Annotated in this window: 18 protein-coding genes; 9 read left to right on the top strand and 9 right to left on the bottom strand. The window is 62.4% G+C overall.

Annotated features, from left to right (window positions below; translation table 11 throughout):
* Window positions 1-65 precede the first annotated feature (65 nt).
* The gene (locus SPHV1_RS19800; RefSeq protein WP_054947725.1) at window positions 66-917 is read left to right on the top strand and encodes a helix-turn-helix transcriptional regulator; all 852 of its coding nucleotides are present in this window, start codon (window positions 66-68) and stop codon (window positions 915-917) included.
* Between the two features lie 123 nt (window positions 918-1,040).
* Here SPHV1_RS19800 and SPHV1_RS19805 read toward each other — a convergent pair whose 3' ends face one another.
* A complete protein-coding gene (locus SPHV1_RS19805) occupies window positions 1,041-1,460 on the bottom strand; it encodes a thioesterase family protein (protein ID WP_054947726.1) in 420 nt (139 codons plus the stop codon).
* Window positions 1,461-1,463: 3 nt separating this feature from the next.
* Window positions 1,464-2,144, bottom strand: coding sequence for a glutathione S-transferase family protein (locus tag SPHV1_RS19810; RefSeq protein WP_054947727.1), 681 nt, complete (start codon window positions 2,142-2,144; stop codon window positions 1,464-1,466).
* A gap of 232 nt (window positions 2,145-2,376) precedes the next feature.
* Here SPHV1_RS19810 and SPHV1_RS19815 point away from each other — a divergent pair, with 232 nt between their 5' ends.
* From SPHV1_RS19815 to SPHV1_RS19830, 4 genes are read left to right on the top strand one after another with little or no spacing between them, the layout of a single operon-like run.
* Window positions 2,377-3,129: a glutathione S-transferase family protein gene (locus SPHV1_RS19815; protein ID WP_054947728.1), complete on the top strand. Its 753-nt coding sequence runs from the start codon at window positions 2,377-2,379 to the stop codon at window positions 3,127-3,129.
* A 43-nt stretch (window positions 3,130-3,172) separates the two neighbouring features.
* Entirely contained in the window at window positions 3,173-3,994 is an 822-nt protein-coding gene (locus SPHV1_RS19820) for a beta-etherase (RefSeq protein WP_054947729.1), read from the top strand.
* 13 nt (window positions 3,995-4,007) lie between these two features.
* Window positions 4,008-4,841 (top strand): glutathione S-transferase family protein, encoded by an 834-nt coding sequence (locus SPHV1_RS19825; RefSeq protein WP_231634770.1) that lies wholly within the window; start codon window positions 4,008-4,010, stop codon window positions 4,839-4,841.
* A 43-nt stretch (window positions 4,842-4,884) separates the two neighbouring features.
* A complete protein-coding gene (locus SPHV1_RS19830; RefSeq protein WP_054947752.1) occupies window positions 4,885-6,321 on the top strand; it encodes an aldehyde dehydrogenase family protein in 1,437 nt (478 codons plus the stop codon).
* A gap of 45 nt (window positions 6,322-6,366) precedes the next feature.
* Here SPHV1_RS19830 and SPHV1_RS19835 read toward each other — a convergent pair whose 3' ends face one another.
* The gene (locus tag SPHV1_RS19835; protein ID WP_079730295.1) at window positions 6,367-6,567 is read right to left on the bottom strand and encodes a hypothetical protein; all 201 of its coding nucleotides are present in this window, start codon (window positions 6,565-6,567) and stop codon (window positions 6,367-6,369) included.
* A 181-nt stretch (window positions 6,568-6,748) separates the two neighbouring features.
* On the opposite strand from SPHV1_RS19835, the gene SPHV1_RS19840 reads away from it, so the two are divergent.
* Both SPHV1_RS19840 and SPHV1_RS19845 read left to right on the top strand, forming a co-directional pair.
* A complete protein-coding gene (locus tag SPHV1_RS19840; RefSeq protein WP_231634771.1) occupies window positions 6,749-8,056 on the top strand; it encodes an MFS transporter in 1,308 nt (435 codons plus the stop codon).
* Between the two features lie 39 nt (window positions 8,057-8,095).
* Window positions 8,096-9,793, top strand: a complete 1,698-nt coding sequence (locus SPHV1_RS19845; RefSeq protein WP_054947732.1) for an acyl-CoA dehydrogenase family protein — start codon at window positions 8,096-8,098, stop codon at window positions 9,791-9,793.
* 3 nt (window positions 9,794-9,796) lie between these two features.
* Here SPHV1_RS19845 and SPHV1_RS19850 read toward each other — a convergent pair whose 3' ends face one another.
* Window positions 9,797-10,264, bottom strand: coding sequence for a MarR family winged helix-turn-helix transcriptional regulator (locus tag SPHV1_RS19850; RefSeq protein WP_054947733.1), 468 nt, complete (start codon window positions 10,262-10,264; stop codon window positions 9,797-9,799).
* Between the two features lie 105 nt (window positions 10,265-10,369).
* Here SPHV1_RS19850 and SPHV1_RS19855 point away from each other — a divergent pair, with 105 nt between their 5' ends.
* Window positions 10,370-11,839 carry a carotenoid oxygenase family protein gene (locus tag SPHV1_RS19855; protein WP_054947734.1) on the top strand — a complete coding sequence of 490 codons (1,470 nt, stop codon included), beginning with the start codon at window positions 10,370-10,372 and terminating at the stop codon, window positions 11,837-11,839.
* Window positions 11,840-11,868: 29 nt separating this feature from the next.
* On the opposite strand, the gene SPHV1_RS19860 is transcribed toward SPHV1_RS19855, so the two are convergent.
* From SPHV1_RS19860 to SPHV1_RS19880, 5 genes are all read right to left on the bottom strand, one after another.
* Complete coding sequence (locus tag SPHV1_RS19860; RefSeq protein ID WP_231634772.1) at window positions 11,869-13,518, bottom strand: MFS transporter; 1,650 nt, start codon at window positions 13,516-13,518, stop codon at window positions 11,869-11,871.
* A complete protein-coding gene (locus SPHV1_RS19865; RefSeq protein WP_054947736.1) occupies window positions 13,503-14,573 on the bottom strand; it encodes an amidohydrolase family protein in 1,071 nt (356 codons plus the stop codon). The genes SPHV1_RS19860 and SPHV1_RS19865 overlap by 16 nt, the downstream gene beginning before the upstream one ends.
* 14 nt (window positions 14,574-14,587) lie before the next feature.
* Complete coding sequence (locus SPHV1_RS19870) at window positions 14,588-16,018, bottom strand: NAD-dependent succinate-semialdehyde dehydrogenase (protein WP_197277753.1); 1,431 nt, start codon at window positions 16,016-16,018, stop codon at window positions 14,588-14,590.
* An 83-nt stretch (window positions 16,019-16,101) separates the two neighbouring features.
* Window positions 16,102-16,866 carry a nuclear transport factor 2 family protein gene (locus tag SPHV1_RS19875; RefSeq protein WP_054947737.1) on the bottom strand — a complete coding sequence of 255 codons (765 nt, stop codon included), beginning with the start codon at window positions 16,864-16,866 and terminating at the stop codon, window positions 16,102-16,104.
* Window positions 16,867-16,905: 39 nt separating this feature from the next.
* Window positions 16,906-18,321: an MFS transporter gene (locus tag SPHV1_RS19880; protein WP_054947754.1), complete on the bottom strand. Its 1,416-nt coding sequence runs from the start codon at window positions 18,319-18,321 to the stop codon at window positions 16,906-16,908.
* 143 nt (window positions 18,322-18,464) lie between these two features.
* On the opposite strand from SPHV1_RS19880, the gene SPHV1_RS19885 reads away from it, so the two are divergent.
* On the top strand, window positions 18,465-19,400 hold the full coding sequence (locus SPHV1_RS19885) for an SDR family NAD(P)-dependent oxidoreductase (protein ID WP_054947738.1): 936 nt from the start codon (window positions 18,465-18,467) through the stop codon (window positions 19,398-19,400).

Raw genomic sequence — 19,400 nt, forward strand, 5'->3', positions numbered from 1 at the left:
ACCAGCGCCTATCCTATCAGGTAAGGTAACTGGTTCAGGATGACACTGGAGGAGGAAGCACAAAGATGTCGCATCGCGAAGAGCTGTCGCGATTCCTGAAGTCCGCGCGCGGTCGGCTGAAGCCCGGCGATGTCGGGCTGCCGCCGGGCGAGCGGCGCCGTGCCAAGGGACTGCGGCGCGAGGAAGTGGCAGCGCTCGCCGGCATGAGCGTGACCTGGTACACGTGGTTCGAGCAGGGCCGTGAAGTGCAGCTATCTGCGCCGATGATCGAACGGCTGGGCCGCACGCTGCACCTGACCGATACCGAACGCGAGTACCTCTTTGCATTGGCACAGCATCGCCCGCCGCCGCTCGTTTCGCGCTTTGACGAGACGATTCGGCCCGGCACGCAGCATCTGCTTGACCATCTCGCCATTCCGGCGCTCGTGATCGTCGAGGACTGGACGGTCGTGGGATGGAACTCCTTCGTTTCCGCCGCCTTCCGTGACTACAGTGTTTTGCCGCGCAACGAACGCAACCTGTTCAAGATCCTGATGCTAAACGAGCGCTATCAGGCCGATCCCGACTTCTTTCGGGAAATGGGACAGCGCCTGACGGCGCGATTCAAGTGGGATTACAGCCAGACCGCGCAGCCCGAAGTCTTCGACGAGATCATTGCCGAGATGGCCGAGCGATCCGCGCTGTTCAGGGAGAGTTGGGAGCGTAGCGAGATCCGGGCTCACTTTGAGGGGATCAATTCTAGTTTCTTCCCCGAAATCGGAGAAATCTGGTTCCGGCACACGTCCTATGCGATCGAGGAAGCCTCCAGCCAGCGCCTGATCCTGTTTGCGCCGAACGAGGAACGCGATGCCGTTCTGCTCGAACGTCTGCGCAAGCTCAAGCCGGAACTCGATGCTCCTGCGCAGTGCGATCGATAATCCCGGGACAGGCAGTGAGCAGGGCAACGAGGCGCGCAGCACCATACCCGAGCAGCGTAAGCGAGATCGGGGTCATCCGATAGGAAGAGCCTTCGTCTTGCATTGCGGGCACGAAAGGCAAGTTCAGCAGAAGCGCGACCTTACGTCATCCGGCACAGGGGTTGAGCGCAGGCCGGAGGGGGCATCGGGCGATGCGACCGTCCAGACGCGTTTTTCGGTGCCTTCCACGCAGAGCCGATCTCCCAGCAGGATGCGATGCGCAATCGTGAAGCTGCTTTTCCCGAAAATCGGGGCATCTGCCTCGATCCTCACCACATCGCCATAGCTGGCTGGGGAGACGAACCGCGCCGAAAGGTCGACGAGGGGAAAGCCAACCACTCCCATCTGGGCAAGCATGTCGCGCTTGCGGGGCAGGCCGGCCGCTTCGAAAAGGAGGATCGTGCTCTCGGCGAACATGTCGATGAAGCGCGGGGCGAAGACGATCCCGGCCGGGTCGCACTGGCCCCATTCGATGCGATGCTCGCGGATCAGGAATGGCTGCATCGTTCAGGCCAGGATGTTCTTGCCCTGTCGGGTCGTCTGTTCCGCCATTTCCGATGCCGTGGGAGGTTCGGGAAGGAGGAGACCGCGTTGCACGGCCGGGCGGGCAGCGACCGTGTCGAACCATCGCTGGAGATGCGTCAGGCCATCCATGTCGATACAGGCCCAGTCGCGGCCACGGACCCAGGGGAAGCAGGCGATGTCGGCGATCGAATAGTCGCCTGCAAGGAATTCCCGATCGGCGAGGTTGCGGTCCATCACCTCGAACAGACGCCGGCTCTCGCGGGTGTAACGGTCGATCACGGACGGCAGCTTTTCGTCGAAGTAGCGATTGAAGACGGTCGCCTGTCCCATCATCGGACCCAGGCCCGACATCTGCCACATGACCCACTGGATCACTTCGCTGCGTCCTGTGACATCTGCGGGCAGGAAGCGGTCGAACTTTTCGGCGAGATAGATGAGGATCGCACCGGATTCGAAGACCGCGAAGGGACCTCGCACAGTTTCGACATCGTGATCGATCAGCGTCGGAATGCGGCCGTTGGGATTGAGCCTGAGATACCACTCTTCCTTCTGCTCTCGATCCGTGAGCGAAATCGGGCGCAGCCTGTAGGCCACGCCCAGTTCCTCGAGCATGATCGTGGTCTTCCAGCCGTTCGGCGTTTCCGATGTCAGCAATTCGAGCAAGCGTCTCTCTCCGCATTTCGCGCGATTCGCCGCGCCTTGAAGGGCAAGACAAGCAGAGCGGCGCCTTCGCAACCAGAAGAGCGAAAACAGTATTAGTGGGACTGACAGCTTCCCGAAGCGCTTAACCAGTTGGCGATTCTAATAGTATTGGCGGTGGACTTCCTCACCCGCGAACCGTGCAGCACTCTGCGTGTCATATCGAGAATGACAGACGGAGAGGGACTGCCAGTTCATGTTGACGCTCTACAGCTTCGGTCCGGGGGCCAATTCGCTCAAGCCACTGCTTGCCCTTTACGAGAAGGGCCTGGAATTCACACCGCGCTTCGTCGATCCCACGCGGTTCGAGCATCACGAAGACTGGTTCAAGAAGATCAATCCGCGCGGGCAGGTCCCGGCGCTCGACCATGACGGGCACATCATCACCGAATCGACGGTGATCTGCGAGTATCTCGAGGATGCCTTTCCCGAAGCTCCGCGCCTGCGACCCGTCGATCCGGTGAATATCGCTGAAATGCGGGTCTGGACGAAGTGGGTGGACGAATACTTCTGCTGGTGCGTTTCCACGATCGGCTGGGAACGGATGATCGGGCCGATGGCGCGGGCGCTTTCGGACGAGGAATTCGAGGCGAAGGTCGCGCGCATTCCCGTGCCGGAGCAACGTACGAAGTGGCGCACCGCGCGCGCCGGTTTCCCGAAGGACGTGCTGGCCGAAGAGATGCGCAAGATCGGCGTATCGGTGAACCGGCTCGAAATGCGGCTTGCCGAGAGCCCCTGGCTCGCCGGCGATGAGTTCACGTTGGCCGACGTTTGCAATTTCGCCATCGCCAACGGCATGCAGAACGGATTTTCCGATATCGTCAACCGCGAAGCGACACCGCACCTCGTAGCGTGGATCGAGAAGATCAACGACCGCCCGGCCTGCAAGACGATGTTCGCTCACTCGAAAAGCGAGTTCGCCGACCGTGGCCGGAAAGTCACCGCCTGACGGTTCCCACCGCCACGAACCTGCGACCAAGGAGCTTCCCGGGATGGCCAGAGACAACCGTATTACCCTTTACGATCTGCAACTCGCTTCGGGCTGCACGATCAGCCCCTTCGTCTGGCGTTCGAAATATGCGCTGGCGCACAAGGGGTTCGACATCGATATCGTGCCCGGCGGCTTTACCGGAATCGCCGAACGGACGGGTGGGCGCAGCGAGCGCGTTCCGGTCATCGTCGATGACGGCGAATGGGTGCTGGACAGCTGGAAAATCGCCGAATACCTCGATGAGCGCTATCCGGAACGGCCGATGTTGTTCGAAGGCCCTTCGATGCAACAGCTCACCAAGTTTCTCGACGCCTGGCTGTGGCAGACTGCGATCGGCCCCTGGTTCCGTTGCTATATCCAGGATTATCACGACCTGTCATTGCCCCAGGATCAGGCCTATGTCCGCCACTCGCGCGAGACGATGTTTCTGGGCGGGAAGACTCTGGAGGAAGTGCAGGCGGGCAGGGAAGATCGCCTGCCGCTGGTGCCTCCGACGCTGGAACCCTTCCGCAAGTTGCTGCGCGATACGCCCTGGCTTGGCGGGGATGCGCCGAACTTCGCCGATTACACGGCGCTTTCCGTCTTTCTGTGGACGGCCTCGGTCGCAACGACACCACCTCTGACCGAGGACGATCCCTTGCGCGGCTGGCTCGATCGCGGTTTCGATCTCCATGGCGGGCTGGGCCGGCACCCCGGGATGCACGGTCTCTTCGGCCTGCAACTGCGGGAAGGTGATCCCGAACCGTTCGTGCGTGACGGTGCAGGGATCGAGGTGGCTCCGGTCAACCGCGGAACTGCACGAAGTGCCGAGATGGCGGACTGAGAGGAGAGTGACGATGGCATGGCACGAAGAGCCGCCGCCGGGTGCCCTGCGGATGTATCACATCCCGGGCTGCCCTTTTTCCGAACGCGTGGAAATCCTGCTCGATCTCAAGGGGCTGTCGGGGATCATGGCCGACCATGAAATCGACATCTCGAAGCCTCGGCCGGACTGGCTCCTGTCGAAAACGCGTGGGACGACCTCGCTTCCCGCGCTCGAGCTGGAGAACGGCGAAACCCTGAAGGAGAGCATGGTGATCCTGCGCTACTTCGAGGAGCGGTTTCCCGAACGGCCGGTCGCGCGGCGCGATCCCTTTGAACATGCGGTCGAGGCCATGCTTTGTGCCACGGACGGGCAGTTTACCGGTGCCGGTTATCGCATGATCCTCAACCGGGACCGCTCGAAGCGCGACGACCACAAGGCGGAAGTGGATGCGCAGTATGCAAGGCTGGATGATTTCCTGAGGCACTACAGCCCTGACGGCGATTATCTGTTCGCTACTTTCGGTTGGGCCGAAGTGGCCTTTGCGCCGATGTTCAAGCGCCTTTGGTTCCTTGAATACTATGAAGATTACGAAGTGCCCCGGCACCTCACGCGCGTATTGCGTTGGCGCGAGGCCTGTACCGAACACCCGGCCGTTGCGAACAGGCACAGTCATCGCGAGCTGATGACCCTGTATTACGATTACAGCCAGGGCGGTGGCAACGGTCGTCTTCCTCAAGGGCGGCAGGTCTCCAGCTTCACTCTCGATCCGGCTTGGGACAAGCGTCCCATGCCTCCGCGCGACAAGTGGGGCACGCCTGCCACCGATCGCGAACTGGGCCTTGCCGCCGCGACTGTCGGTGCCTGAGATCTCCGATATTCTTACTCTTGCCGAGAACAGGACCATTTTCATGAAGAGCTACTTGCAGAACTATATCGATGGCAGCTGGGTCGACAGCGAAGGCGGCGTCGGGCACCCCGTCGTGAGCCCCGCAACCGAGGATACCTGCTCGCAGATCGTGCTGGGCACGGCGGCTGACGTCGACCGGGCTGTGGTGGCGGCGCGGCGGGCTTTCGAAAGCTTCGGGCAAACCACCCGTGAAGAACGCATGGCCCTGCTTGAAAGGGTGATCGAGGCTTACAAGGCCCGTATTCCCGACATTGCAGAAGCGATTGCAGTCGAGATGGGCTGTCCGATCTCGACGGCGTCCACCGCGCAGGCGGGATCGGGTGTGGCGCATCTTGGCCAGGCTTTGGCTGCTCTCAAGGACTTTGCGTTCTCCGAGAGCCTGGGCGAGAACACGGTGGTCCGCGAGCCCATCGGCGTTGTCGCCCTCATTACTCCCTGGAACTGGCCGATGAACCAGATCGTCGCCAAGGTCGGCCCATGCCTTGCTGCGGGCTGCACAATGATCCTCAAGCCCAGCGAAGAAGCGCCGACTTCCGCCGCGATCTTTGCTGAAGTCATGGAAGCGGCGGGCGTTCCTGCCGGTGTCTTCAACCTCGTGCAGGGGGACGGGCCCGGTGTCGGCACCGCGCTTGCGAAGCATCCGGGCATCGACATGATCAGTTTCACGGGTTCCACGCGTGCCGGCATCATGGTTGCCAAGAATGCCGCCGATACCGTCAAGCGCGTGTCGCAGGAACTGGGAGGCAAGTCGCCCAACATCATCATCGAAGGAACTCCCCTCGATGCCGCGCTGCCCGGAGGGGTGGGCGGTGTGCTGATCAATTCGGGCCAAAGCTGCGTCGCCCCTACGCGCATGCTGGTCCACAAGTCGCAACATGATGAAGCGGCAAGGATGGTGGGCGAGATGTTCGCCGCCAAGCCGGTCGGCGATCCGATGACGGAAGGCCCGCATATCGGCCCGGTGGTGAACAAGGCGCAGTGGGACAAGATCCAGGGTCTGATCCAGAAGGGCATCGACGAGGGCGCGACGCTGGTAACTGGCGGTCTGGGGCGTCCCGATGGTCTGGAGCGTGGCTTCTACGTCAAGCCGACCGTGTTCTCGAACGTGACCCCGGACATGACGATCGCCCAGGAGGAAATCTTCGGTCCGGTCCTGGCCATCATGCCTTACGAGGATGAGGATGACGCCGTGCGCATCGCCAACGACACGCCTTACGGTCTGGGCGCCTACATTGCCGGTGATCCCGCCAAGGCGAGCAAGATCGTCGGCAAGCTGCGGGCGGGCGCCGTTTTCGTCAACGCCGGCGGTCTCGTCTTCGACATGCCCTTCGGTGGCTACAAGCAGTCGGGCAACGGTCGGGAATTCGGCAAGTTCGGTATCGAGGAATTCCTCGAGATCAAGTCGGTCATCGGCGCATACCAGCCCGAAAACGCCTGACGGGATCGGGAGGGCGGAGACCGTCCGGTGTCCGCCCTTCGGCAGTCAGGTCAGCTCCTTGATCGAAACGGTGCGACCTGCCGCCGCCGCCCGATTGGCGTCGCGGCGCAGGCGCTCGATCTCGAGGCGATCGGCCGGAGGATCCTCTTCGGGCAGGGCGGCGAGGGACGTCTCATAGATTTCGCGGAAATCCCGGGCATATTCGGGATGGGAAAAGATGGGTCCCTGGTTGCTTCCGGCGAGCATCGTCCGACCCCGCCCTATCGCCGTGACGTCCCGATGCATTTTGCGCACCCGCGTTTCGGCAATTTGCTCGCCACACGCCAAACCGATTGAATTCCTTTCGCAGACACGTATTCGTATCTCAAGGATACTAAACGGGGTGGTGCCTGCCTGTGGCGGCTGCGCCCGCCAAGGGAGGAATTGGGTGAACGCGAAGGATCCACGGGACATTGTCGATAATGCTCCCATGTCACGCGCGCAGATCGTGGCCGTGGCCATCATGGTCGGCCTGAACGCGCTGGACGGGTTCGACGTGCTTTCGATCAGCTTCGCTTCGCCGGGCATTGCTGCCGAATGGGGTATCGACAGGGTCGCCCTGGGTGCGGTCCTGTCGATGGAACTGATCGGCATGGCGGTCGGTTCGCTTGTCCTTGGGGGCGTCGCGGATCGCGTCGGACGGCAGCGTACGATCCTGGGCTGCCTCGCCGTGATGGCGCTGGGCATGGCGATGGTGACGCAGGCCGGCAGCATTACCGAACTTTCGATCTGGCGTGTCCTGACCGGCCTCGGCATCGGCGGAATGCTTGCCTCGATCAACGCCGTGACGGCGGAATTCGCCAATGCCCGGCGCCGCACGATCGCCATGGGTCTGATGGTGATCGGCTATCCGCTGGGTGCCGTGATCGGCGGTCTCATTTCGGCGGAATTACTGGTGCTGTTCGACTGGCGGGCCATCTTCTGGTTCGGCAGCCTGCTGACGGCCTGCTTCATTCCTCTTGTCTGGGCCTTTGCTCCGGAAACTGCGCAATACCTGCTGGTCCGCCGCGGTCCCCACACGCTGGAGCGGATCAACCGGCTCATGGCGCGCTTCGGGCATGGCCCGGTATCAGCCTTGCCGCCCGAACCGTCCGGAAAGGACAAGCCGTCGCTTGCGGATATCTTCAGGCCCGGGCTCCTCGCGACGACCGTTCTCGTCACCTTCGCCTATTTTGCCCATATCGTCAGCTTTTACTTCATCCTGAAGTGGACGCCGAAAATCGTCGTCGACATTGGCTTCCCTGCGCCTGAGGCCGCTGGCGTGCTGGTTGCCGCGAACCTTGGCGGGGCGATAGGTGGCGGAATATTCGGGTTCGCCGTGCAGAAGTTGCCGCTCAAGGGCGCCACGATAGCCATGCTGTTCGGATCGGCGCTCATGATCGCCCTGTTCGGGGCTTCGGGTGTCCGGACATTGGCTGGCCTTTCGGCGCTGGCCTTCGTCTCTGGCCTCTTTACCAACAGCGCGGTATCCGGCCTCTATGTAATCTTCGCCCGGAGTTTCCCGACGCATGTGCGGGCGACAGGGACGGGATTTGCAATCGGTATCGGTCGCGGCGGCGCGGCGCTCTCGCCAATCCTGGCCGGCGTGCTGTTCGAGGCGGGATTTTCCCTGCCCTGGGTTTCCACCCTTATCGCGATGGGCTCGCTGTTCGCTGCGTTTGCGCTCATAACCATGCGGTTTCGTCCCCGCGATTGAGGCGTTGCGGCCTGCGGTTCCAGGTACAGGAGAGCGAGCTTGGAATATCAGTCACACATCGACGCGCTTTGCCGACACCTTGAGATCGGGCCGTTTCGCGATGCCCTGGAAATGGCCGGTTGCGAGAGTGACTCGGATACGTGGCGCGCCATCGTGGAAGAAGCCGGGCGGCTTTCCGAAGAGGTCGTTGCGCCGGTCGATTGCGTCATGGATCGGCGGGGCGCAAGGCTTGTCGATGGTAGGGTCGTCACTGCCGAAGGGCATCTGTCGGCATGGCAGGCTTATGCGCAAGGTGGATGGATCGGCCTGCCGTTGCCCGAGGAACGCGGCGGCATGGGCCTTCCGCTGGTGCTGCAGACCGCATGCGAGGAGCTGCTCAACCGCGCATCGCCTGCTTTCGCGATGTTGGCGACGCCCAATCGCACGGCGGCGCAACTTCTCGCCGAGGCTGGACCTGACGAGCTGGCAAGCGAATGGGTGCCGCGCCTTCTCGCTGGCGAGTGGGGTGGTACGATCTGTATTTCGGAGCCTGATGCAGGATCCGACGTCGGGCGTATCCGCACGCGTGCGGTGGCTGACGGGTGCGGAGGCTGGCGCATAACCGGGGAGAAATGCTGGATATCCTTCGGCGATCACGACCTGACTGCGCGTATCGGGCATTTCATGCTGGCCCGTTCAGGCCCCGAGAGCGGGGTTCGTGGCCTCAGCCTTTTCCTCGTGCCCGATCGCGATGAGAATGGGTTTCGCAACGGGGTCTTCGTTCGGCGCATCGAGGAAAAACTGGGCCTTCACGGATCGCCGACTTGCGCCATGGGGTTCGAGGATGCGCGCGGGTATCTGATCGGCGAGGAAGGGCGCGGCCTTCAGACGCTGTTCCACATGATGCTGCGCATGCGCCTGTCCTGCGGGCCCCAGGGCATCGGGGTTGCAACCGGCGCGTTCGAGTCAGGCTTGCGCTATTCCCGGGAAAGGCGGCAGGGCGGGCGGCCCGACGAGCCTCCCGTGCCGATTGCCGAACATGTCGATGTCCAGCGGATGCTGCTGCAGATGGCCGGTCGCATCGAGACCGCGCGAGGGGTCTCGCTGGCCTGTGCAGCTGCCCTGGACCTTGTCGCTTGCGCCCCGGATGCCGAGGCGCGGGCCCACTGGTCCTCTGTCGCGCAGTTCCTGTTGCCGCTGGTAAAGGACGGTGCGGCGCGACTTGCCTTCGATGTGTCGAGCATGGCGCTGCAGGTGTTCGGCGGAGCAGGGTATACGCGCGAATGGCCGGTCGAGCAGCGCCTGCGCGATGCGCGGGTCTTTGCGGTGTTTGAAGGTACCACCGGGATGCAGGCCACCGATCTCGTCCATCGCCGCATTTGGCGCGAGGAGGGTGAGGGCCTTGCGCGCTTCTTGGCAATGGTTCGGGCAGACATGTGCGATGATGAACCGTCCCGGCTGCTGGCCGGAAGTATTGCCAGCCTGGAGCGGGTGACGCAGGAGATGGATGGCCTTCGCGATACGCCACGCGATGCCGATGCAGGCGCCGTCGCCTATCTCGATCTCTGCACGATGGTCGCTAGTGGCTGGATTGCCCTGCGCATTCTTCACTGGGCAGGTGACGATGGCGTCGCCCGGCGCATGAAATCTGCAGCGGCCTGTTTCCTTGCAGAGTTGCCGATCCATTCGGCGGCGGCGGCTGACCTTGCCTGCCTGGGAGCAGAAAGGCTCGAGGATTTCGGTCAGCTTTTCGACTGAGGCTTACACTCCGCCGATGTCGACCTCGTGGATGCGTTTCAGGAGGGCTGCCAGCATGTGGAATTCGGCTTCGGAAAAGCGCTCCCGCAGCCATCTGCCCAGTTCACCACTGCGTTCATGCGCCGCGGACAGCATGGCCACTCCGGCTTCGGTAATGTCGAGTGTCTGCCGACGTCTGTCTTCCGCGGATTGCCCGCGCACGATCAGCCCGCGGCCTTCGAGACGGTTGATGATGCCCATCACCGTTGCCCGGTCCATCTGTAGGGTGCGACCGATGTCCGCCTGAGAGGTGCCCGGGTTTTCGGCAATCAGGAGCATTGCCGTCAGCTGGGTCTGCGTGATTCCGAGATCGCTGAATATCTCCGAGAAGCGACGCTGCGTGGCGCTTTGCGCCAAGCGCAAATGGAGATCCAGTACGTGGTCCAGGGTGCGGCCAGCTGTCAGTCCTGCGAATGTTTCGGCATCCTTCATTTTTCCCTGTTGCTTGCGTTTTCGGGAATCGTCAAGCGATGCCTTGGAATAAATATGTTAGTGGTGCATACAAAATTTACCGAAAGTATCTGAGTTGGAGAGGCCATGTCCCACTTTCCCGAGACGCCGAACTTCACGGGCTTCAATACCCCGTCCCGCATCGAAGCCGACATCGCGGATCTTGCCTACAAGGGGACGATCCCGGGCGAACTCAACGGTGCCTTCTTTCGGGTTCAGCCCGACCCGCAGTTCCCGCCCCGGCTGGGTGATGACATCGCGTTCAATGGCGACGGGATGATCACCCGCTTCCACATTCACGACGGGCAATGCGATCTGCGCCAGCGCTGGGCGAGAACCGACAAGTGGCTGCGTGAAAGAGAGGCAGGGCGCGGTCTGTTCGGCGCCTATCGCAATCCGCTTACGGACGATGAATCGGTCAAGGGTGTCTACCGGTCGACGGCGAATACCAATGCCTGGATCTATGCGGGAAAGCTCTGGGCCATGAAGGAAGACAGTCCTGCCTTGCTGATGGATCCCGCTTCGATGGAGACGATCGGTTTCGAAACTTTCGAAGGGGCGATGCGGGGGCAAACTTTCACCGCGCATCCCAAGGTGGATCCGAAGACCGGCAACATGGTGGCGATCGGCTATGCCGCTTCGGGCCTGTGCAGCGACGACGTGGCCTACTACGAAGTCGATCGAGGCGGAACGCTGGTCCGTGAAGTCTGGTTCAAGGCGCCCTACTACTGCATGATGCATGACTTCGCGATCACCGAGGACTATCTCGTCATCCACATCGTTCCCTCGATCGGCAGTTGGGAGCGGCTCGAGCAGGGGCTCCCGCACTTCGGATTCGATAGGACGATGCCCGTCTACCTCGGCGTCCTGCCGCGCTGCGAGGGCGTGACCGGCGATCAGGTACGCTGGTTTCGCAGGGACAATTGCTTTGCCAGCCATGTCCTCAATGCCTGGCAGGAGGGATCGCAGATCCACTTCCTGACCGCCGAGGCAAAGAACAACATGTTCCCGTTTTTCCCCGATGTGCATGGTGCGCCGTTCAACGGGCGGGAAGCCATGAGCTATCTGACCGACTGGACGGTCGACTTGGCATCCAACGGTGCCGACTTTTCGGCGATCACACGCCTTAGCGACACGGCGGCCGAGTTCCCCCGCATCGATGACCGATTCACCGGTCGCAGGACCCGCTATGGCTGGATGCTGGAAATGGACATGCGCCGTCCTGTCGAGATCCGTGGTGGAAGCGCAGGAGGGTTGCTGATGAACTGCCTGTTCCTGAAAGACCTGGAGACAGGATGCGAGCAGCACTGGTGGTGCGGTCCCGTCAGCAGCCTGCAGGAACCCTGTTTCGCGCCGCGTTCTCCGGTTACCCCGGAAGGGGATGGCTGGATTCTGCAGGTCTGCAATCGTCTGGAAGAACAACGCAGCGACTTGTTGATTTTCGATGCGCTGGAGATCGGAAAGGGCCCGGTGGCGACCATCGAAGTGCCGATCCGCCTACGCTTCGGCCTTCACGGCAACTGGGCCGATGCCGACGCTATCGGCCTTGCCGCCTGAAGAAACGGTAGGGGAAGTCGCGCCGGCCTTCAGGCAGGCTGGCCGGCGCGCTTCAGGAGATTGCCTTCGTCGCGGGCAGAGCGCCGGGCGATCAGTACCATCAGGACGACAATCGGCACTGCCACGAAGTTGATACACAGCATTGCAAGGCGAAGGTCGCCGGTGGCATCCGATACCAATCCGACGACGTAAGGCCCAACGCCCATGCCAAGGATCGTCATGACCAGCAGATACAGGCTGGCGGTCAGACCACGCATGCGCGGGAGAACCTGATCATAGAGGATCGCATAAAGCGGGGGCATCCAACCGGTCAAAAGCAGGCCGTAGAAGACGAAGCGCAAATAGAAGTCGGAAGGCGCATCTGCCGTGTAAACCCAAAGCGAAAGCAGCGGGGACGCGCCCATCGATATGAGCGCGATCATGGCGCGGCCGCTGCTGGGAAAGCGCTGGTGCAGACGATCGGACAACGGTCCCCAGACCAGCGGACCGACTATTCCTGTCGCGGCCGAAAGCAGGCCGAACTGCAAGGCGGCTTCGGAAAGCGAGAGATCGTAGCTGCGGATCAGGAAGCTCGGATTGAATGCCATCAAGCCGTAGTTGATCGCCGATTGCAGCGTGCCGACCGCGATTGCCATTATGAGTGTCGGTGAGCCGGCGAGCACGCGGAATGCCTGGCTGTCGCTGGCCTTGATGCCTTGCAGCAGGTTCACGATGGTCAGCAGGCCGATGCCGATGACCAGCCATTGCAGGACATGGGGATCGACGGCGAACGAGCCGAAGCCCAGCGGCGGGCGCGGCGAGTGTGCCGCGCCAATCCGGGACAGGAAGGCCATGCCAAGTACTAGCGCGAAGATCACGGCAAGGTTCAGGGCAATGCTGCGGGGGCCAGCCTTGCGGCGCGTCATGGCGAGGAGGTGCAGTCCCGGCGTGACGGCACCGAGCAGGGCAAGGCTGGAAAGGAACGGATGCGGATCGGTGGGGGAAGAGATACCGTCCATCGCACCGCGTTCCGGTTCTTTCAGGCGCCAGAGAAACCAGGCCAGGATGAAGCCCGGCGTTGCCGCGACGAGGAAGGCGAACTGCCAGCCGCGCAAGTTGAATGGGGCTTCGCCGGGCGGGAATGCATCGGTCCAGATCTGTGCAGCGACCCCGCCCAGGACGAGCGATCCGCCAAGCCCCAGCGCGATGGCCGCAGCGAGGACCGCCATGACGAAACCGCGACGATGGCGCGGCCAATAGTCGTAGATCAGCGATGTGCCCGCAGGCTGCGTCGCCGCTTCGCCGATACCGACGCACAGGCGCGATGCGGCGAGCATCGCAAAGCTGGACGTCAGGCCGGCCACCGCTGTGGCTGCCGACCACAAAAGGATGCTCAATGACAGCAGGCGACCCCGCAGCCAGCCGTCTGCCAGGCGTCCGACCGGCAGCGAGAACAGGGCATAGAACAAGGCGAAAACCGTTCCGAACAACAGGCCCATCTCGGCATCGCCGATCTTCAGGTCCTCCTTGATCGCCGGCGCGAGAATGGCGAGGATCTGCCGATCGAGCAGACTCAGCGCATTGGTGAGTGAGATCAGCGCCAGCGCGTACCATCCGCCCCGGGCGATTTGGCGTGGCGCTTCGAAAGTGCGATCCGGCCCGGAGGCGTTCCTGACGTCCGCCTTCACAGGTTGAACCACCGTTCTGCATTGGTCTGGAAGAACTTGCGCTTGCTCTGCGGTGAGAGGTTCATCGCATCGAGAGCGCGCACTTCATCGGCTTCGTACTGGTAGGGATAGTCCATGGCGTACATCACCCGATCCTCGCCCATCACCTGCCGGGTGAATTGAATGGCAGGTTCCCAGGCCATGCCGCTGCAGGTCACGAGGACGTTACTGCGGAAATACCCGGCGATCGTCTTTTGCAACGGACGCATGCGTTCGTATCGCTGCGAACGGATGCCGGCCTGATGCATGTAGTCGAGGCGGTAGAGCCAGTAGGGCAGGGCCTCGCCCATATGGCCGACCACGATCTGAAGGTCCGGGTAGCGATCGAAGATGCCGGCGGTGATGAGGCGCAGCAGATGCATGCCCGTTTCGACTCCGAAGCCGTAGATCGCGCCGTCGAGGCCGGCGTCCAGTAGAGGGGCGATCATGGAATCGGGCGGCGTGCCGGGATGGATGTATAGCGGTTGGCCCACTTCGCTCAGCGCCCGGAAGATCGGGTCGAAGTACGGCTCGTCCAGATACCGGCCTTGCGTGTGACTGTTGATCTGGACGCCCTTGAAGCCGAGCTGCGTTGCGCCCCGCAGGATTTCGTGTGCTGACCACTGTGGATCCTGCGGTGCGACGGCGGTCATGCCGATAAAGCGGTCGGGGTGGGCTGCGCAGCGCTCGGCCAGACAGTCGTTCGCGTTGCCGGCGATGCGCCGTGCCTCTTCCAGGTCGTGAAGCGGCTGCACGCCGGGAGAGGTCAGCGCCAGCACCGCCTTGTCGATCCCGGCCGCGTCCATGTCGGCGAGGCGTTGATCGCCAAGGTCCAGCAGGCGTTCGATGATCTGCGTTGCCCGTTCGCTCGGGCTCTGCGCATAAAATCCCCACAGCGAGGTCATGCCGAGGTCCGCGGTACCGTCGCGTACCATTCGCAGATACACCTCGATCTGGTCCCGCGTGGCGAAGGCTTCCTCGGTAGCGATGCGCAAGTAGCCTTGCCCGCCGCCGGTCTGCAGATCGGCGGTTGTCGCGATATCTGACATCTTGCGAATTCCCTTCAGCCTTCGTGGACGGCTTTTGCAATCAGGCAGGCCATGAGCCCTTCCGGTCCATCTTCATGGCCATGACCGGACCATTTGACCCCGCCAAAGGGCGCATCTGCACCGCCGATCATGGCGGTGTTGATCCCGAGCATCCCGGCTTCAAGCTGCGCGGCGAGCCGCTTCTGGCGAGCACTGTCCTGCGTCCACGCATAAGCGGCGAGGCCGTAGGGCAGGCGATTGCCCTCCGCGATCATGGCTTCCTCGTTTGCGTAGCGGTTGATCAGGGCGACCGGCCCGAAAGGTTCGTCATTCATGATCCGCGCCGCCGTCGGAACGTCGCGAAGGACAGTTGGCGCGTAGAAGAAGCCGCGGTTTCCAAGGCGTTCGCCGCCGGTCTCCAGCCGGGCTCCCGCTTCGAGCGCTTCCTTCACAAGCGTATCGATCGCTTCCACCCTGCGGGCATTGGCGAGCGGCCCAACCTGGCTTGCAGGGGCGAGGCCATCCCCGACCTTGAGCGCCTTCGCCCGTTCGGCAAAACCGTCGCAGAAGGCCTCGAAGATGCCGTCTTCGACTATGAAGCGCGTCGGCGAAACGCACACCTGTCCGGCATTGCGATACTTCTGCGCGACAAGCGTATCGAGCGCGCGGTCGAGGTCGGCATCTTCGAAGACCAGCACGGGGCCGTGGCCCCCCAGCTCCATTGTCGTGCGCTGCAGGCCCGCCGCGGCAAGGGCGCCGAGGTGGCGGCCCACCGCAGTCGATCCGGTGAAGGAGAGCTTGCGGATCACCGGGCTTGCCAGCAGGTGCCGGCTGACTTCATCCGGTACGCCGAATACGGCCTGCGCCACAGTGGGTGGCAAGCCTGCATCCAACAGGCACTGCAGGACAGCCAGAGCTGACGCGGGCGTTTCTTCCGCCGCCTTGAGAATGACCGAGCAGCCTGCGGCTATCGGTGCCCCGAGCTTCCGGCCGGGATTGCCGATCGGGAAGTTCCAGGGCGCGAAGGCTGCGACGGGGCCGACCGGTTCATACTGTACGGTCGATCGCATCCCCTCGGGCCGCACGAGGGTCCGCCCATAGATGCGAAAGGTTTCGCCAGCATAGAATTCGAACAGGCCGATGTTCATTGCCACTTCGATGCGCGCTTCGGCGAGTGTCTTGCCTTGTTCGAGCACGGCGACCTGCGCGATGTCCTCGCATCGTTCGCGCATTAGTCGCGCCGCGCCCTGCAGCACCGCGGCGCGTTCCTGCGGCGATGACTTGCGCCAGAGCCGGAAGCCGGATGCGGCGACATCGAGGGCGCGGTCAAGATCCTCAGCACTGGCGAGCGGCAGTTCAGCCAGCCTTTCGCCGGTGGCCGGATTGAGGACGGCGTGGGTGCGTCGCCCTTCGCCGGATATGCGCTCGCCGTCGATGATCATGGAAAGCTTGGGGTACTGGATCATGCCTCACCTGGATCGTGGCGACGGCAAACCTAGCGCCGCGCAGGCGCGTGCGGCGACAGGTCTGCCGATGGGGATGGCTGGGATTATGTGGCGGGGAAGCCTTCCTTGCGCGCGTGTTCGCGATCGATGTCACCTTGCCAGCGCTGCGCGACCATCGGCTTGCCGGTGATCGGGTGAGGCATGTGGAAGGGCAGGAGCTTGTGGGTAGGCCAGAGCCAGTGGTCTTCGATCAGGGCGTCGGGGCCGCTTGGGTCCTGCGGATAAAGTTCCTTGGGGAAGGGTACATATTCGGCTTTCGTGAAAGCCCAGCCCTTGTCGAAATCGGCATGCCAGTGCGGGAAGTAGTTGAGCACATGGATGCGCCACACGCCGTCCACCTTGCGATAGGTGTTCTCGTAAATGCCGCCTTCCCACCATTGCCGCACGCTTGCCGTGAGCGGATTGGAAGTGTCGACGAAATCGCGATGGCGACCGGCCTGCATCATCGAGCGGGCCCGGGCATGGGCCGTAACGCCATCGGGATCGATCGTGACGATATCCTGCAATTGCGGATGATCGAGCAGAAAGCCGTCGATCGGACCGTTGTTGCCGTGGGTGAAGCGCTTCTGGAACCGTTCGACGTAGAGACGGTGCACGCCTTCCTTGCCCTTCCAGAGGCCGCCGAAGAAGCGAACTTCGCCGTCGTCCGTGAAAAGGTCGATGACCTCGTTGTACATGCATTTGTCGATCAGGTAGCCGTAGAGGTGCTGCAGCTTGCGCACGTCCAGTTCATCTTCGCGTTGGGTAAGACGCTGTGCGAGGTTCGCGACTTGCGCCTCGAGGGCGCCAATGCGCTCGTCGTCTGCCATTTCAGTCTTCTCCTTGCTGTTATGGGTGCCGGCCGGACATCAGTTTCCTGCTGCCTCAAGGCGCTCGATTTCTTCGCGATAGGGGCGAATGGCGCGGTAGATGCACAGGGTTGCGAGCGGCATCAGCAGTGCCGCCGTGATCTCCAGCGCCAGCCAGAGCCTGGCCGGATCGACAACGACGTATTGCGCAACGAGGCCAATCGCGAAGCTGCCCATCGCCCCGAAGAACGTGAACATGAACAGGTAGATGGCGGTCACCTGACCCCGCATTGCGCTTGGGGCGACGCGCTGGATTGCTGCGTTCTGCGGCACCGCTCCACCTATGCCGAACATCACGCCGACCGACATGACGAGAATGGCGAGCACGGCGGAAGGCATGAGCGGCGCAAGGATCGCGCAGATCGTGACGGCAACGAAGCAGATGAAGGCCGCGCGCAAGTTCGCATCCTTGTGCCGCTTGGCGAGCCATTCGACGAGGGTGCCGCCGAGCAGCAGGCCGAGAAGCGACGCTACGAGCATCGAGGCCGATGTCGCGGCGCCAATCTCGGCTTCGGTCCAGCCGTATGTGCGCATCAGGAAGGGCACGCGCCAGAATGCGAACCCGGTGCTTTCGAGGGCGCTGAGGGCAAGGCCGAGAAACATCGGGTAATAGACCTTGCGGTTGGCGCGAATGGCCCTGGCCGCATCGAGGCCGGTGAAAGTCAGCACTCGCCGCGCAAGACTCGTATCCCCGTTCACGGCGGGACCTTCGCCAGTGGGCAGTCGGCGGCGCGGTTCGCGTACGGTAAGGAAGAGCAGGGCGACAAGGAAGGCGGGCAGCCCGGTCCAGATCAGGATCCATTGCCAGCCGAGGATCTGGATCGGTCCGATTTCGGTCGGAGCCCAGGGCGCGGTGAGCGCAATGAGCTGTCCCCCAACCAGTGGCCCCAGAGTCGTTCCGCCGATGAAGCCGAATTGCAGGATCGCGAAAGCGCGTGTGATCTTCGCAGGGGGGAACATGTCGGCGATGAGCGAATAGGACGAGGGGGCATGGGCAGAGCCACCCGCCGCGAGGAATACGCGGGTCCCTACGAACTGCGTGAAGGTCTGGGCGATCCCGCCAAGAACGGTGACGAAGCCAATGACGGAAACACCCCCGGCGAGCACGTACTTGCGCGGCCAGATGTCTGCCAGGCGCGCGAGTGGAATGCCGACGAAGAGATAGCAGATGATGCTGGCTGGCCCTGCGAGGAAGCCGAGTTGCGAATCGCTCAGTCCGAAATCGATCTTTATTCGTTCAGCCAGCATTCCGAACACGACCTGATCGAAGAAGGTCATGAAGGTCGCGAGTACGATGACTGTCAGGGCCCAATAGGCTGAAGCCGAACTTGGCCATTCCGGCGTGTCTGCAGCGTCCGGTGCTGCAATCTGCGGTGACTGTTCCAGCATCGCGACATTGGCAGTTGCTGCGGCCATGGTTTCTCCCATTCGTCCTACAAATGCCTTCTTGGGCACGGGATCAATCGTGAATGTTTGTCTTGCATACTAACTTTGGTTGGTGAACAAAAGGGGGGAGATTCGTTTCGACGCAGGAAAGACATTCAGAGAGGACGCAAATCATGCAGGATCTTCAGGGCAAGACCGCATTCGTGACAGGCGGTGCCAGCGGCATTGGCCTTGGCATTGACAAGGCCTTGCTCGGCGCAGGCATGAACCTGACGATTGCCGATATCCGTCAGGATCATCTCGACGAGGCGGTTGCCGAACTGGGTGGTGGCGAACGGGTTCTTGCGATCAGGCTGGACGTGACCGACCGCGAGGCCTTTGCTGCGGCTGCAGACCGCGCGGAGGCGAAGTTCGGCAAGATCCACTTGCTGTGCAACAATGCAGGCGTTGCGGTTGTCGGACCCACCGACCTTGCGACCTATGCCGATTGGGACTGGGTGATGGGCGTCAATGTCGGTGGGACAATCAACGGGATTGTCACAATTTTGCCAAGAATTCTGGCACATGGCGAAGGCGGGCACATCGTCAACACGGCTTCGATGTCGGCCTTGGTGCCGGCGGCAGGCACGACGATCTATTCATCCGGCAAGGCCGCGGTCGTTTCCATGATGGAATGCATGCGTCCGGAACTGGAAGCGCGCGGCGTGATCTGCTCGGCCTTCTGTCCGGGGGCCGTTCAGTCGAATATCGCCGAGGCGGGCAAGACCCGGCCGGAGGAACTGAGTGCAACCGGCTATGCCGAGGCGGACAAGCGCCGGCAGTCGGGTGACCAGTTCTTCCACCTTTACCAGACGAAGGAAGAGGTGGGGCAGCGTGTACTGCGCGGCATCATGAACGATGAACTCTACATCCTCACGCACAGTGAGTTCCTGGACGGCGTGCGTGAACGGGGTGAGGCGACCACCGCTGCGGTTCAGACCCACCTTCCGGAGAGCGAAGAATATAAGCGTACCTTCGCAATTCTCTTCCGAAATCCGGCCATCGCTGATGAAATCGGGCGCCAGAACGCGCTGCGCGCCGATCAACTCTCCGAAATCAGCGCGGCCTGA

The organism is Novosphingobium sp. KN65.2 (assembly GCF_001368935.1).
GTDB lineage: Bacteria > Pseudomonadota > Alphaproteobacteria > Sphingomonadales > Sphingomonadaceae > Novosphingobium > Novosphingobium mathurense.